Origin of the sequence: Bacillus gaemokensis (assembly GCF_001590835.1) — a bacterium.
Classification (GTDB): Bacteria; Bacillota; Bacilli; order Bacillales; family Bacillaceae_G; genus Bacillus_A; species Bacillus_A gaemokensis.
Genome location: NZ_LTAQ01000001.1, coordinates 181,553 through 196,785 on the forward strand (window position 1 = coordinate 181,553; position 15,233 = coordinate 196,785).

Below are 15,233 nucleotides of genomic sequence, written 5' to 3' on the forward strand. Positions count from 1 at the left end.
ATGAGGGGGAATTTCGATTGAATTTTGTAATCGATAAGATGGACGGATTAAACTTAGAGTTCTCAAAACTTGTTTCTATGATGGATTATGCTCGCTATACAACGATGCAAGCTGTGCAAGACTTAACAATGGAAGAACTCGATTATTTATACGATGATGAGGCAAATTCTATTGGCATGCTTTTGTATCATATGGCTGCAATTGAATTTTACTATCAGATTCATACCTTTGAAGATCGCGAGCCAACAGAAGCTGAATTAGAGCGCTGGTTACCAGGAGTTGAATTAGGCGACCTTGGACGGCAAACGATTAAAAATCATCCAATAGACTACTACATAAATGCGTTACAAGAAGTTCGCGCTAAAACAATTGCAACGTTTCAGTCACTGCCTGACGAATGGCTATATAAAACAACACCGTTTTGGCATGACAAACCAGCAAATAACTATTTCAAATGGTTTCACGTCTTCGAGGATGAAATCAATCATCGCGGACAAATTCGATTAATTAAAAAGATGCAAAAAGTTCATTCTGTAAAATAGTAAAAAGTGCTATCTCTTAGCGAGGTAGCACTTTTTATGTTATAGATCCGTCATCTACTAATATTTTTTTGTTTATTTTTGTGACGATTATTCCAACCACCAATAAAATTACAAGTAAATATACTAGTTCAGCAAAAAATAGCCACCCTTGAAAGATTGGCATCCTATTTATTTGTTTGTTACCTGCCATTAATATGAATGGTAGTGTAGATACTAAAATGACAAACTCAATTCCTAAAACAATCTTCTTTTTTCTACTATATGTTTTTAATTCATCCCAACGACCTACGAATGCACACACCACGCCTACTGCAAGAATAACTGCTATCCAATCACTATCTATAAAACTCCTTAAAATAATAGATAACAAGAAACAAATCATTACACCATAAAACCCTATTTTTTTCTTCATACACTCCTCCTATCTAGTAGTAAAAAATTTATACCGCTTCATTAATTCCTTGAATCATTTTCTTTTCCTAAAATATATCCCCCTATTCTCATCACAATTCTCATAAGAATAACAATAATAATTAAAATATAAAGGCCTTTTGCCGACGTTAACCAATCTTGAAAAATTGTCACCTTTTCCATTTCCCTCTGGTCCCCTATTAAAATAAAAGAAAGATCCCCCCTATAACAGACAGTACATCTATCCATTCGTTATCCGTAAATTGCCGTAATATTATTAAGAAACCGCAAGAAATAATAAATCCCCAAAAACCTATTTTCTTGAGCATAAGCCCCTCCCTTTATACCATTTTTAGGATTATTTGTATTGTATCATCCATTTATTCACCTTGTCATTACAGTACGTGAAATTATACTTTTTTCTTTCTTCCCTATGCTCACAAACTCCTACTCCCTTCATACAATAAACGACACGAACACCTAAAGGATGTGATCATCATGGGAGTAGAATTAACAATTCTGCACGCCATTTATATTCTTTGTTTACTTACAATTATCACTTTTTTTATTCTGCGAAAAGATACGACAATTATTTGTATCGTTTTTATCTTTTTATTAGGTCTAACCGCGACATATTCCATTCCTCTTGCCGTTAGCGGCATCTTTCAAAGCTTTATTTATGCCATTACCGAACTACTACCAACTATTTTAATTATCTCTATTATTGTTTCGATGAGTAATCTACTCGTGCATACAGGGATTAATGATACGATGATTTCACCATTTACAAAAATGATCCGTACACCTACTCTTGCCTACTGGATTGTCGGTCTCTTAATGATGACCATTTCCTTCTTCTTTTGGCCATCTCCTGCTGTTGCGTTAATGGGAGCAATTTTGTTACCAGTTGCCATTCGCGTCGGTCTCCCGCCAATCGGTGTAGCGATTGCTATGAACTTATTTGGTCACGGAATTGCTTTATCAGGTGACTTCGTTATCCAAGGTGCTCCCAAATTAACCGCAGATGCTGCTGGTCTTCCTGTTTCTAGTGTTGTTTCTGCCAGCGTTCCCCTCGTTATTGTCATGGGAGTCGTGACAACGACTGTCGCTTTTTTCTTCTTACGAAAAGAATTTAACAAAGGTGCATTGTATACAAATCATATAGCTCCTACTGAAGCACCAAAAAACCTCACCGCTCTTACTCCTCGCGTTAAAAAGTGGCTTGCAATTTGTATCCCTATCATTTATGCCATTGATATTCTTTGTATGATTCGATTTCATTTACAAGGCGGGGATGCAACAGCACTTATTGGAGGAACGACTGTTGTTATGATTATTATCATCTCCCTCATTGCATATAAGAGAAAAGGACTCGATAAAACAACCGAGTACTTTATAGAGGGCCTCCAATTTGGTTTTAAAATTTTTGGTCCAGTCATCCCCATTGCAGCACTCTTTTATTTAGGAGACAGTGGTTTTGTCAAAATCATTGGAGACTATTTACCAAAAGGATCACACGGAATTATTAACGATTTAGGGATTTCCTTATCACAAACTGTCCCTCTCAATCCATATATATCTGCGGTAACATTAACTGGTGTTGGTGCCATCACTGGTTTAGATGGCTCTGGCTTCTCTGGTATTTCCCTTGCCGGCTCTATCGCAAGTCTTTTTGGAACAGCACTTGGGCATGGAACAGCTACATTAACAGCACTTGGGCAAGTAGCTGCAGTCTGGACCGGGGGCGGTACATTAATTCCATGGGCACTCATTCCTGCAGCAGCGATTTGTAAAGTGGATCCATTTGAACTCGCACGGCGAAACTTTTTACCGGTCATTATCGGATTAATTGTTACTACGATTGTAGCGATGTTTCTTTTATAACGGTAAGCAATGTTTTCTTTGCTTACCGCTTTCTTGTAAAAATAGTTTGAATATACTGATTTTAGAAGGGGGTTTTGAAGCATATATCGAAATTATATTAGGAGAACAATTATTTCAAAACGTTTCCAAGCAACACATTACTTCTTAAGAAAAGGGGACATGACCATGAATGAATTGATTTTCGTCTTATTTGTTTGTCCATTACTTATCTTTATTGTTTCAGTAATTGGAACGCGTAGAACAAGAACGTATTACGTAATGCCAATTGTAACGTTTGCTATTTTTCTTATATTAGGAGTTATATTGTTTACCCCACTATTTTTCTTTTGGGTTGGCATGTATAGCATTTTCTCATTTATCGTTTCTTATATGACTTTATTATTTGTAAAGGGGTATGAAGCTGTAGAGAGGACTTAATGAAAAATTTCATTTAAAGAGCTCCATTTATGATTTTCTTTGATATTGAGGGTACTTTACTCGATTATGAACTTTTACAAATACTATAACTTATCTATGAAAGGATTTTTTTATTACCTACCTTATTTTCTATGAGAAAACACGACCGCGTTTCCCCCCGCAGTCGTGTTTTCTTTGTTACGCTGTAATCCATGCCTCATCAGCTGGATTTGTACGCCACTCTTGTAATTTCTTTGTTTCAGCTTGTCCGATCATACCTTTTTCTGCTGCTACTTCAGTTAATGCACTGTAGTCGCTTAGTGAATATGACGCTACATTTGCTGTTGCTAATTTTTCTTTTCCTGCTTCAAGCTCATACGTGAAGATTGATACAATTCCTAATACTTCACAACCTGCCTCGCGAAGTGCCTCTACACAAGTAATTGCACTACCACCAGTTGAAATTAAGTCTTCTACTACGACTACCTTTTGACCTTTTTCTGCTTTTCCTTCAATCTGGTTCCCTTTACCATGACCTTTTGCTTTACTACGTACGTAGCACATTGGTAAATTCATACGATCACTTACCCAGGCAGCATGTGCAATACCAGCAGTTGCTGTTCCGGCAATAACTTCTACAGTTGGGAAGTGTTCTTGAATTAATTCTTCTAATCCTGCTGCAATTGCTTGACGCACTTTTGGATAGGATAACGTTAAGCGATTATCACAATAAATTGGTGATTTCATACCAGAAGACCATGTAAATGGATCATTTGGTTGTAAAAATACTGCTCCAATTTCTAATAAATGAGATGCGATTTCTTTTTTCATATTGTTACACCTTCCCACTGTTGTTTTACTGTTTTATACGCTTCAAGCGGATTTTCTGCTTTTGTAATACTACGTCCCACTACAATGTAACTTGAACCAAGTTCCCTCGCACGTTTTGGTGTTGCCACGCGCACTTGATCATTCACATCATCGCTTGCAAGACGAATCCCCGGTGTTACTGTTACAAATCCAGGGCCACATACTTCACGTAATTTTGGTACTTCTAGCGTTGAACAAACAACGCCATCAAGTCCGCTTTCTTTCGTTAATTTTGCATAATGAGTAACCGCTTCTTCTAACGTTTTCTCAATGCCAATCTCTTTTTTCATCATAGCTTCCGATGTACTTGTTAGTTGTGTAACTGCAATACAAATCGGCCTCTCTTTTCCTTCTTGCTTACCTTCCTCTAATCCCTCAAGCGCAGCTTTCATCATGCTGCTTCCCCCAGCAGCATGAACATTTACCATATCAACATCTAGACTAGCTAGGCTGCGCATTGCGCTTTTTACTGTATTCGGAATATCATGAAGCTTTAAATCTAGAAAAATTTGATGTCCTTTTTCTTTTAAGTACGTAATAATAGCAGGTCCCTCTTTGTAAAATAGCTCCATACCAACTTTGACAAATAATTGTTCCCCTTCAAAGTGATGTAAAAACTGTTCTACCTCTGCTTTACCTGGAAAATCCAGTGCAACGATTAAAGACTGTGACATGTTTGTTTCCAGCTCCTTCCTTGACATTCCGAAATGTGGTCGAACCCTAGTTCATCTAATAATGCTGGTAATTCTTCAATAATTGTCGGACATACGAACGGATCCACAAAGTTCGCTGTACCAACTGCAACTGCGCTTGCACCAGCGTAGAAGAACTCAATTACATCTTCCGCTGATTCAACACCGCCCATTCCGATAATCGGAATGTTAACCGCTTGACTTACTTCATGTACCATACGGATCGCTACCGGCTTAATTGCAGGCCCTGATAATCCACCTGTACGGTTTGCTAAAATTGGTTTTGCTGTTTTTAAATCTAGACGCATACCAAGCAATGTATTAATCATCGTTAACCCGTCCGCACCTGCATTTTCGATTGCCTTTGCAATCTCCACAATGTTTGCCACGTTCGGTGACAATTTCACATATACCGGTACTTCAGAAACCTCTTTTACTCGCTTCGTTAAATCAGCAGCAATTTCTGGGACAGTACCAAAAGCGATACCACCCGTTTTTACGTTTGGACAAGAAATATTTAATTCTAGCGCATGAACATTTGGTGCTTTCGAAATTTCCTTTGCAACCGCTACATAGTCCTCAGCTTGTGAACCAGCAACGTTTGCGATAATCGGAAGATCGAATTGCTCTAGCCAAGGTAATTCTGCATTCATTACCTTTTCTAGCCCAGGGTTTTGAAGTCCAATGGCATTTAGCATTCCGCCTGGTGTTTCAGCTACACGCGGCGTTGGATTTCCAAAACGGGGTTGCTCTGTCGTTGCTTTAATCATAATGGATCCAAGTACGCTTAAATCATAAAACTGTGCGTACTCACGACCAAATCCGAAGCAGCCAGATGCTGGGATGATTGGATTTTTTAATGATAATCCTGGTAATTCAACTTGCAATCTGTTCATAGTACAACCTCCCCGATTGGAAATACTGGTCCGTCGCTGCACACCTTCTTATAAGAATGTCCACTTGGATCTTCTTGCAAGTGGCATACACATGCGAAACATGCCCCAATACCGCAGCCCATACGTTCTTCTAGTGAAATGTAGGCTTTTTTCTCTTTGTAGCGACCTTCTAATGCTCGTAACATCGCAAGAGGACCACATGAGTATAAAATGTCAAAGTCAATTCCATACGCATCGATAACATCTGTTACAAATCCTCTTGTACCATGCGTACCATCAACTGTTGCAACATACGTATCACCAAGCTCTGCAAATTTCTCTTCGTAGAAGACAACATCTTTTGTTTGGAAACCTAAGATGTGAATGACACGTACTCCTTTTGCAACCAAACGTTGTGATAACTCATAAAGTGGAGGTACACCAATTCCGCCGCCTACTAATAGAGCTGTCTGTCCAGCTTCCGCTTCTTCTACAGGAAATCCATGGCCTAATGGTCCTAATACGTCTACAAGTTCACCTTGCTTTTTCTTTGCTAGCGTTTTTGTTCCTTGTCCTTCCGCACGATATAGCATTGTAAATTCGTTTTTCTTTTGATCAACGTTACAAATACTAATTGGGCGGCGCAGCAGAGGCGTAATGCCTTCTGCTACTTTAATGTGTACAAACTGCCCTGGTTCGTTCATTTGCTGTACAAGATTTCCTTGAAGCACTAATTCGTAAATGTTTTTTGCGATTTCTTTTTGGTTAACGACAACCATATTTTGCTTTTGCATCATGCATGTACCACCTCGTGACGTTTCGTTGGCGCGATTTCTTTCATTGCGTGAGCTGAGAATGTCATAGATTCTAACACTCTTAGAATCGCTCTTGTTGTATCAAGTGATGTTAAGCAAGCTACACCATTCTCTACAGACTCACGGCGAATACGGAAACCATCACGCGCTGGTTGTTTTCCTTTTGTTAATGTATTGATGACAAACTGTGCTTTTCCTTGACGAATGATATCAAGTAAGTTGTAGTCTTCAGAATCAATTTTGTTTACAACTTGAACTGGAATGTTTTGCTCTGTTAATGTTTTTGCTGTTCCTGCTGTCGCTAATAAGTTATAGCCAATCTCATGGAAGCGTTTCGCGATTTCCATTGCTTCTTCTTTGTCTTTATCCGCAACCGTGATGATGACAGATCCATGTGTTGGAATACTAATTCCAGAAGCAACAAGACCTTTGTATAACGCTTTTTCAAGCGTCATGTCTTTCCCCATTACTTCTCCTGTTGATTTCATTTCAGGTCCTAATGTTGTATCAACCGAACGCAGTTTTGCAAAAGAGAATACCGGTGCTTTTACATATACTTCTTTCTCTTCAGGGTGATAGCCTGTTTTGTATCCTTGTTCTACTAATGATACGCCTAGAATTACTTTCGTTGCGATGTTTGCCATCGGTACGCCTGTAATTTTGCTTAAAAATGGTACTGTACGGCTCGCGCGTGGGTTTACTTCTAGTACATATACTTCATCTCTGAACACAACAAACTGGATATTTAGTAATCCAATGATATTTAATCCTCTTGCAAGTGAAATTGTATTTTCAATGATTTGTTCTTTAATTTTTTCAGATATACTTTGCGGTGGATATACACCGATTGAGTCACCTGAGTGAACACCAGCTCGCTCAATATGCTCCATGATACCTGGAATGTATACATTCTCACCGTCTGAAATTGCATCTACTTCAATTTCTTTCCCGACCATGTAACGGTCAATTAATACCGGATGCTCCGCATGAACTTTCACTGCATTTTTCATATAGTGCAGTAATTCTTCTTGACGATATACAATTTCCATCGCACGCCCACCAAGTACATAAGACGGTCTTACAAGTACTGGATAGCCAATTTCTTCAGCATTTGCTACCGCTTGTTCTACTGTTGTTGCTGTTTTACCAACTGGCTGCGGGATGCCTAATTGTGTAAGTGCTGCTTCGAATTTATCACGGTCTTCTGCACGATCTAAATCTTCAAGTGATGTACCTAGAATCTTCACACCGTGTTCTTCTAATTTTGCAGCTAAGTTAATTGCTGTTTGTCCACCGAACTGAACAATAACACCTTCTGGTTTCTCTAAATCGATAATGTGCATCACATCTTCAATTGTTAATGGTTCAAAGTATAATTTGTCAGAGATACTAAAGTCTGTTGAAACTGTTTCTGGGTTGTTATTTACAATAATCGCTTCATACCCAGCTTCTTTAATCGCCCATACAGAATGTACTGTTGCATAATCAAATTCAACACCTTGACCAATACGGATTGGACCAGACCCAAGAACAACTACACTTTTACGATCCGTAACAATTGATTCATTTTCATCACCATATGTGCTGTAGTAGTATGGTGTTGCAGATTCAAATTCTGCCGCGCAAGTATCTACCATTTTGTATACTGGAATCATATTGCTTTCTTTACGCATGTCGTATACTTCACGCGCTGTTTTGTTCCATGCTGCTGCAATATAATGATCACTAAAGCCCATTACTTTCGCTTCTTGTAACACTTCCATATCGCCTACATGCTCTTTCACAATACGTTCCATGTTGACGATATTTTCGACTTTTTGTAAGAAGAAGAAGTCCATTTCACACCATTCGTTAATTTCTTTCTTCGTTACGCCTTGACGAATTGCTTCTGCTACGATGAACAAGCGTTCATCATCTGCTTTTATAATGCGTTTTTTCATTGTTTCTTTATCAAGTTCTTTTAGATGATCTAGCTCTAAATGATAAATACCAAGCTCTAGAGAGCGAATCGCCTTTAACAATGACTGTTCTAGGTTACGACCGATAGACATAACTTCTCCAGTCGCTTTCATTTGTGTACCAAGCGTTCTGTTCGCTGATTCAAACTTATCAAACGGCCAGCGTGGAATTTTCGAAACGACATAATCTAATGCCGGCTCAAAGCATGCGTAAGTTTTTTGTGTAACTGGGTTTATAATTTCATCAAGTGTTAAGCCAACTGCTATTTTTGCTGCCAATTTTGCAATCGGATATCCTGTCGCTTTAGATGCTAGTGCAGATGAGCGACTTACACGTGGATTTACTTCGATTACGTAATACTGGAAACTATGCGGATCAAGTGCTAGCTGAACGTTACATCCACCCTCGATGCCAAGTGCACGAATAATTTTTAATGATGTATTACGAAGCATTTGATATTCGCGATCACTTAGCGTTTGACTTGGCGCAACAACGATGGAGTCTCCTGTATGTACACCAACTGGATCAATATTTTCCATGTTACATACTACGATGGCATTGTCGTTTGCATCACGCATTACTTCATATTCAATTTCTTTACAACCTGCGATGCTTTTTTCTAGTAAACATTGTGTTACTGGACTATGTTTTAATCCACCTGAGACAATTTCAATTAGTTCTTCTTCATCATTACAAATTCCGCCGCCTGTTCCTCCCATTGTGAATGCTGGGCGAACAATAACCGGATAACCAATTTCTTTTACAAATTCATGTGCTTCTTCTAGCGTGTGAATAATTGTACTAGATGGAATTGGCTCATTTAATTCCTGCATTAATGTACGGAATAAATCACGATCTTCCGCTTGCTCAATTGCTGATAATTTCGTTCCTAAAATTTCCACTCCACACTCTTCTAATACACCTGATTTGGCAAGTTCAACAGCCATATTTAAGCCTGTTTGTCCACCAAGCGTTGGTAAGATTGCATCCGGACGTTCTTTACGAATAATGCGACTTACAAACTCTAATGTTAATGGCTCAATATATACTTTATCTGCAGTTGCAGTATCTGTCATAATTGTTGCTGGGTTTGAGTTTACAAGGATAACTTTGTAACCTTCTTCTCTAAGAGATTGACAAGCTTGTGTTCCAGAATAATCAAACTCGGCTGCTTGCCCGATTACAATTGGTCCTGATCCGATTACTAAAATTGTGTTAATGTCTAGGCGTTTTGGCATAACTCTTCCCCTTCTTTCTTAAAGCTTTCAATCATTGTTAAGAAATCTTCAAACAAATCATTCGCATCTTCTGGTCCTGCTGATGCTTCTGGATGATATTGTACTGTAAATGCTGGAAACTTCGTATGACGAAGACCTTCTACTGTTCCGTCATTTAAAGCAACATGTGTAATTTCAAGATCTGTACTTTTAACTGATTCTTCTTCTACTGCATAACCATGGTTTTGAGAAGTAATTGCTACTTTTCCTGTTGCTACATGTTTTACAGGATGGTTTAAACCACGGTGACCGAATTTTAATTTGATTGTATTCGCACCAGATGCTAGAGCGAACAATTGATGTCCAAGACAAATTCCGAATAACGGTACTTTTCCAATAATCCCTTGTAACATTTCGATTGCTTCTGGTACATCTTTTGGATCTCCAGGTCCATTACTTAGCATAATTCCATCTGGACTTAAACGTAGAATTTCTTCTGCCGATGTATTATAAGGAACAACGATCACATCGCAATCACGTTTATTTAATTCGCGTAAAATACCATGCTTCATTCCGAAGTCAACAAGTACAACACGATGGCCACGGCCTGGGCTTGGATATGGATCCTTTGTTGATACACGCTTCACATGATCTGTAAAGACTGTTGCTTTTAATTGACTAACAATATAATCCACGTCTACATCCATGTTACAAAGGCGTCCGCGCAAAGTACCATATTGACGAATTTTTCTCGTTAACTTTCTTGTATCAATTCCTGCGAGTCCTGGAATATTTCTTCCTTTTAAATACTCATCTAATGAAATTTCGTTACGGAAGTTAGATGGATGATCACAAATTTCATTTACGATTAAGCCGTGTACAGATGGCTGAATTGATTCAAAGTCGTCACGGTTAATTCCATAATTTCCGATTAATGGGTACGTAAACGTTACAATTTGACCGCAATATGATGGATCAGATAATGTTTCTTGGTATCCTGTCATTCCTGTTGTAAATACGACTTCACCTGATTTTTCAATTTCTCCGCCGAAGCCTTTTCCAATTAATACTGTTCCATCTTCTAAGATAAGCTGTCTTTTCATACTAATGCACTCTCCTTTTGCCATGCGATCTTACCGCCAACTACTGTCATAACCGGCCAACCTTGACATTTCCAGCCTGCAAATGGCGTATTTTTTCCTTTTGATAAGAATGTTGTTGGATCAATCTCTTCTTCTTGTTCTAAATCGATAATTGTAATATCAGCCGCTCTTCCTTCTTGTAGACGACCTACTTCTAAACCAAATGTATCAGCTGGTTTTTCTGTTAAGAATTGAATCAACTGCTCTAATGTGATAATTCCTTTTTTCACAAGGTTTGTATATAGTAGTGGGAATGCTGTTTCAAAACCAGTAATTCCAAATGGTGCTCTTTCAATACCTTGTGCTTTTTCTTCTGCTGCATGTGGCGCATGGTCTGTTGCGATTATATCAATTGTTCCATCTAATAATCCTTCAATTAAAGCTTCATGGTCTTCTTTTCCACGAAGCGGTGGGTTCATTTTAAAGTTTGGATCAACACCTGGGATATCATCTTCACATAATACTAAGTGATGCGGTGTTACTTCTGCTGTCACTTTAATTCCAGCGCGTTTTGCATCACGGATTACTCGTACCGATCCTTTTGTACTTACGTGACATACGTGATAGTGACAATCTGCTGCTTCAGCAAGTAATATGTCCCGGGCAATATGTACAGATTCACATACTGATGGGATACCGTTTAATCCATGTTTCTCAGAAAACTTCCCTTCATGTACACAACCTTTATTAATTAACGTATTTTCTTCACAGTGTGCAACGACTGCCATATTTAATTTTGCTGCACGTTTCATAGCAGCTAGCATCATGCTCGCATCTTGTACGCCTACTCCATCATCAGTAAACGCGAATGCTCCAAGTTCTTTTAATGTTTCAAAATCTGTCATTTCAGAACCTGCTTGACGCACTGTAATCGCTCCATATGGTAAGACGTTTACATGTGCTTTTTCTTTAATTCGCTTTTGCAAGTCTTCCATATGTTCTTTGCTATCTGGTACTGGGCGTGTATTTGGCATTGCACAAATTGTTGTAAATCCACCCTTTGCTGCCGCAAGTGTACCCGTTTCAATTGTTTCTTTATGTTCACCACCTGGTTCGCGAAGATGAACGTGTACATCTACTAATCCAGGTGCGATTAATTTTCCATTTACATCGATTACTTCAGCATTTTCTGCCGTAATATTTTCTGCTACTTTCGCAATTTTACCATTTTGTACAAGAAGATCTGTTGCTGCGATTTTTCCTTCTTCATTTAGGTAACGTCCATTTTTAAACAAATAATTCATGTTTCATTCCTCCTAATACATTTGGTAATGCGCGTTTTAGTACAGCCATTCTTACGTAAACCCCGTTTTCCATCTGTTTGAAAATGCGTGAGCGTTCACACTCAACGAGTTCACTTGCAATTTCTACATCTCGATTTACAGGAGCTGGATGCATAATAATGCTTCCTTGTTTCATACGTTTTTCTCGTTCAGTTGTTAATCCGTGCTGCTCATGATACTCTTTCATGATGTCTGTTTCATAATGATCATGACGCTCATGTTGCACACGAAGTAACATCATTACATCAACTTCTGGAACAAGTTCATCTAAACTTTTGTATGTTCCAAATGTATTTACTTCATCTTTCCACTCTTCTGGGCTAGCAAAGTAAATTGTTGCTCCTAGTTTCATTAAAGCTTCAGCATTGGAGCGTGCTACACGGCTATGGCGAATATCTCCAACAATCGCAATCTTTAACCCTTCAAATCTTCCAAACTCTTGCTTAATTGTTAGAAGATCCAGCAGACATTGCGTTGGATGATTTCCACATCCATCTCCCGCATTTAAGATTGGAATATTTACTTGATCTTTTAGTTCATCGAAGTAGCGGTCTTGCTCGTGACGGATGACTACTGCTTTTGTTCCGATTGATTCTAGTGTTCTTATCGTATCGTATAATGTTTCTCCTTTTTGGACGCTAGATGAATCTGCTGAGAAATTTAATACATCCAGTCCTAATCTCTTCTCAGCAACTTCGAAGCTAAACTTTGTTCTCGTACTATTCTCAAAGAACAAGTTCGCTACAAATGTTTGCTCTGTAGTTTTTGTCTCTTTCCCATTCGCAAAATCTTCTGCGTCTTTTAGGATTTCTGAAATCTCTTGTTTCGATAATTCACTCATCGTTAACAAATGGCTCATTGTCATCCCTCATCTTTCTGATTTTTATGATAACACTTTTGTATTTATATAACAATAACTGCATAAAAATACCCTAGCCATGTGAGACTAGGGTGCAAGAAAGACGCCACCCTTTTCTGTCTCACAGGACTGAATTAAAAGGTTGTTTTTATGAAGCAATCTGCTTAGATTGTTGTTTCTGTTTCGTTTCTGGTAACAGTAGGTTTAACAGTACACCAACGATTGCTGCTAGTGCCATTCCTTCTACTTGGAATGATTCTCCGACATGAAGTACTGCACCACCAATACCGATTACAAGAATGACTGATGCAATCATTAAGTTTCGTTTATCGCTTAAGTCTGTTTTATCATCTACCATCATGCGTAAACCACTAGATGCAATGACTCCGAAGAGTAAAATTGATACCCCGCCCATAACCGGTGTTGGAATCGAGTGAATCAGTGCTGAAATCTTACCGATAAATCCGAACATAATCGCGAACACTGCTGATCCGATGAACAAGTATACGCTATATGCTCTCGTAATGGCCAGTACACCGATGTTTTCACCGTATGTTGTATTCGGTGGCCCACCAATTGCTGATGCGATTAATGTTGCTACTCCATCCCCAAAAATCGAGCGATGCAAACCTGGTTTTTCAATTAAGTCTTTTTTAATAACATTCCCTAGAACAATTTGGTGTCCAATGTGTTCTGAAATTGTCACTAATGCAACTGGTACCATTAAGAGTACAATCTTCCATGAAAACTCTGGAGTGTAAGTTACAAACGGTACTATAAAGTCTGGTACATCAAACCACTTTGCCTCAACTACTGGCTTTAAGTCTACTAAACCTTGGAAGTAAGCGAAGATATATCCTCCAATAATCCCTAATAATACTGGGATGATACTGAAAAATCCTCTTCCGAATATAGAGCAAATGATTGTAATCGCAAGTGTTACTAGTGCCACTGAGAAGTGTGTAAAACTATACTTACCATCCGCACCATTCATTGCCATATTAACAGCTGTGTGTGCTAATGCTAACCCGATAACCATTACAACTGGCCCCACTACAATTGGTGGAAGTAATTTCATAATCCATGCTGATCCCGATTTCTTAATTCCTAGTGAAATTAAGATGTAAACAAGTCCTGCTAGTAAACCACCAAGCATTGCCGCTCCTGGTCCACCTGCTGTCTTTGCTGTAATAATCGGTGCAATAAACGCGAATGACGATCCAAGATACGCTGGTACTTGACCTTTTGTTATAAGAAGGAACGCTAGTGTTCCTAATCCACTTGAGATTAAAGCCACTGATGGATTCAGTCCTGTTAAAAACGGAACAAGCACTGTTGATCCAAACATCGCGAACAAATGTTGTATACTTAAAAATAACCATTTTCCCGGTTTCGGTACTTCATGAATGTCTAACACTGGCTTTTGTTCCATTGTTACATCCTCCTTCAGTTTAAAAATTTGCAATAAAAAAACTCTTTGTGCCCTGTGCACAAAGAGTCCTATACTTTCATATGCCAAATTTGACATATGAAAGCCAAGACCCTTTGGCAGCCTCACAGGACTACATTTAAAAGGGCTTTACTTATCGTATATGCTTACTCGATCTTGTTGATCTGTCTCTTGCAGATCAACTTCAATACGTTCTTCACTTGATGTTGGAATGTTCTTTCCTACATAGTCAGCACGAATTGGTAATTCACGGTGACCTCTGTCTACAAGAACAGCCAGTTGGATTTGTGATGGTCTACCTAAATCCATAAGAGCATCCATTGCTGCTCGAACTGTTCTACCTGTATATAATACATCATCCACAAGAATAACTTTTTTCTTCGTAATATCTACAGGGATATCTGAACCTTTTACAAGCGGTTCTTTGTTTTTGGATTGTAATGTTAAATCATCACGATATAACGTAATGTCTAACTCCCCTACTTCTATTTCTTTTCCTTCAATTTGACCAATGCGTTCCGCTAAACGCTGTGCAATAAAAATCCCTCGTGTTTTAATTCCGACAAGAACACAATTATCGACACCTTTATTACGTTCCACAATTTCATGACTGATGCGTGTTAAAGCGCGGCGAATCATTTGGTCATCTAGAACAACAGCTTTTTCTTGCATTCTTTACACCTCCAAGCTTTTTCTTACGTGAGAGGAATCTTATAAAAAAAGTCCTCTCAGCGTGTGCGAGAGGACTTTTGAAAAAAAGGGTATAAGTATACCCTAAGTATTTCAAACCGTTACCTTCTCAACCTCACGGGGCTGTGTTAAAGGATCATTATTTAAC

Annotated in this window: 14 protein-coding genes and 1 pseudogene; 3 read left to right on the top strand and 12 right to left on the bottom strand. The window is 38.6% G+C overall.

Annotated elements, in window-relative coordinates; translation table 11 throughout:
* Positions 1-17 precede the first annotated feature (17 nt).
* Entirely contained in the window at positions 18-542 is a 525-nt protein-coding gene (locus AZF08_RS00905; RefSeq protein ID WP_033672145.1) for a DinB family protein, read from the top strand.
* Positions 543-576: 34 nt separating this feature from the next.
* Here the strand turns inward: AZF08_RS00905 and AZF08_RS00910 are convergent, their stop codons facing one another.
* On the bottom strand, positions 577-954 hold the full coding sequence (locus tag AZF08_RS00910; RefSeq protein WP_033672146.1) for a YoqO family protein: 378 nt from the start codon (positions 952-954) through the stop codon (positions 577-579).
* 41 nt (positions 955-995) lie between these two features.
* Positions 996-1,282 (bottom strand): annotated as a pseudogene (locus AZF08_RS28155) (YoqO family protein).
* A 169-nt stretch (positions 1,283-1,451) separates the two neighbouring features.
* Between AZF08_RS28155 and AZF08_RS00915 the strand changes: the two are divergent.
* Both AZF08_RS00915 and AZF08_RS00920 read left to right on the top strand, forming a co-directional pair.
* A complete protein-coding gene (locus tag AZF08_RS00915; RefSeq protein WP_033672147.1) occupies positions 1,452-2,837 on the top strand; it encodes a hypothetical protein in 1,386 nt (461 codons plus the stop codon).
* A gap of 165 nt (positions 2,838-3,002) precedes the next feature.
* Positions 3,003-3,254, top strand: coding sequence for a YbeF family protein (locus AZF08_RS00920; RefSeq protein ID WP_033672148.1), 252 nt, complete (start codon positions 3,003-3,005; stop codon positions 3,252-3,254).
* Positions 3,255-3,431: 177 nt separating this feature from the next.
* On the opposite strand, the gene pyrE is transcribed toward AZF08_RS00920, so the two are convergent.
* From pyrE to pyrR, 10 genes are all read right to left on the bottom strand, one after another.
* Positions 3,432-4,064 (bottom strand): orotate phosphoribosyltransferase, encoded by a 633-nt coding sequence (pyrE, locus tag AZF08_RS00925; protein ID WP_033672149.1) that lies wholly within the window; start codon positions 4,062-4,064, stop codon positions 3,432-3,434.
* Entirely contained in the window at positions 4,061-4,777 is a 717-nt protein-coding gene (gene pyrF, locus AZF08_RS00930; RefSeq protein WP_033672150.1) for an orotidine-5'-phosphate decarboxylase, read from the bottom strand. Before pyrF ends, pyrE begins: the two co-directional genes overlap by 4 nt.
* Positions 4,762-5,691 carry a dihydroorotate oxidase B catalytic subunit gene (gene pyrD, locus AZF08_RS00935; protein ID WP_033672151.1) on the bottom strand — a complete coding sequence of 310 codons (930 nt, stop codon included), beginning with the start codon at positions 5,689-5,691 and terminating at the stop codon, positions 4,762-4,764. The genes pyrF and pyrD overlap by 16 nt, the downstream gene beginning before the upstream one ends.
* Positions 5,688-6,467, bottom strand: a complete 780-nt coding sequence (gene pyrK, locus AZF08_RS00940; RefSeq protein WP_033672152.1) for a dihydroorotate oxidase B electron transfer subunit — start codon at positions 6,465-6,467, stop codon at positions 5,688-5,690. Before pyrK ends, pyrD begins: the two co-directional genes overlap by 4 nt.
* Positions 6,464-9,682: a carbamoyl-phosphate synthase large subunit gene (carB, locus tag AZF08_RS00945; protein ID WP_033672153.1), complete on the bottom strand. Its 3,219-nt coding sequence runs from the start codon at positions 9,680-9,682 to the stop codon at positions 6,464-6,466. The genes pyrK and carB overlap by 4 nt, the downstream gene beginning before the upstream one ends.
* Positions 9,667-10,764, bottom strand: a complete 1,098-nt coding sequence (locus AZF08_RS00950; RefSeq protein WP_033672154.1) for a carbamoyl phosphate synthase small subunit — start codon at positions 10,762-10,764, stop codon at positions 9,667-9,669. Before AZF08_RS00950 ends, carB begins: the two co-directional genes overlap by 16 nt.
* A complete protein-coding gene (pyrC, locus tag AZF08_RS00955) occupies positions 10,761-12,047 on the bottom strand; it encodes a dihydroorotase (RefSeq protein WP_033672155.1) in 1,287 nt (428 codons plus the stop codon). Before pyrC ends, AZF08_RS00950 begins: the two co-directional genes overlap by 4 nt.
* Positions 12,031-12,945 (bottom strand): aspartate carbamoyltransferase, encoded by a 915-nt coding sequence (pyrB, locus tag AZF08_RS00960; RefSeq protein WP_033672156.1) that lies wholly within the window; start codon positions 12,943-12,945, stop codon positions 12,031-12,033. The genes pyrC and pyrB overlap by 17 nt, the downstream gene beginning before the upstream one ends.
* A 148-nt stretch (positions 12,946-13,093) precedes the next feature.
* Entirely contained in the window at positions 13,094-14,377 is a 1,284-nt protein-coding gene (gene uraA, locus AZF08_RS00965) for a uracil permease (protein WP_033672157.1), read from the bottom strand.
* A 147-nt stretch (positions 14,378-14,524) separates the two neighbouring features.
* Positions 14,525-15,067 carry a bifunctional pyrimidine operon transcriptional regulator/uracil phosphoribosyltransferase gene (gene pyrR, locus AZF08_RS00970; RefSeq protein WP_001156487.1) on the bottom strand — a complete coding sequence of 181 codons (543 nt, stop codon included), beginning with the start codon at positions 15,065-15,067 and terminating at the stop codon, positions 14,525-14,527.
* Positions 15,068-15,233: the final 166 nt, after the last annotated feature.

Excerpts from the sequence above, each read along its gene's own strand:
- AZF08_RS00910 (WP_033672146.1), bottom strand. The coding sequence starts at position 954 with ATGAAGAAAAAAATAGGGTTTTATGGTGTAATGATTTGTTTCTTGTTA.
- AZF08_RS00915 (WP_033672147.1), top strand. The coding sequence starts at position 1,452 with ATGGGAGTAGAATTAACAATTCTGCACGCCATTTATATTCTTTGTTTA.
- AZF08_RS00920 (WP_033672148.1), top strand. The coding sequence starts at position 3,003 with ATGAATGAATTGATTTTCGTCTTATTTGTTTGTCCATTACTTATCTTT.
- pyrE (WP_033672149.1), bottom strand. The coding sequence starts at position 4,064 with ATGAAAAAAGAAATCGCATCTCATTTATTAGAAATTGGAGCAGTATTT.
- pyrF (WP_033672150.1), bottom strand. The coding sequence starts at position 4,777 with ATGTCACAGTCTTTAATCGTTGCACTGGATTTTCCAGGTAAAGCAGAG.
- pyrD (WP_033672151.1), bottom strand. The coding sequence starts at position 5,691 with ATGAACAGATTGCAAGTTGAATTACCAGGATTATCATTAAAAAATCCA.
- pyrK (WP_033672152.1), bottom strand. The coding sequence starts at position 6,467 with ATGATGCAAAAGCAAAATATGGTTGTCGTTAACCAAAAAGAAATCGCA.
- carB (WP_033672153.1), bottom strand. The coding sequence starts at position 9,682 with ATGCCAAAACGCCTAGACATTAACACAATTTTAGTAATCGGATCAGGA.
- AZF08_RS00950 (WP_033672154.1), bottom strand. The coding sequence starts at position 10,764 with ATGAAAAGACAGCTTATCTTAGAAGATGGAACAGTATTAATTGGAAAA.
- pyrC (WP_033672155.1), bottom strand. The coding sequence starts at position 12,047 with ATGAATTATTTGTTTAAAAATGGACGTTACCTAAATGAAGAAGGAAAA.
- pyrB (WP_033672156.1), bottom strand. The coding sequence starts at position 12,945 with ATGAGCCATTTGTTAACGATGAGTGAATTATCGAAACAAGAGATTTCA.
- uraA (WP_033672157.1), bottom strand. The coding sequence starts at position 14,377 with ATGGAACAAAAGCCAGTGTTAGACATTCATGAAGTACCGAAACCGGGA.
- pyrR (WP_001156487.1), bottom strand. The coding sequence starts at position 15,067 with ATGCAAGAAAAAGCTGTTGTTCTAGATGACCAAATGATTCGCCGCGCT.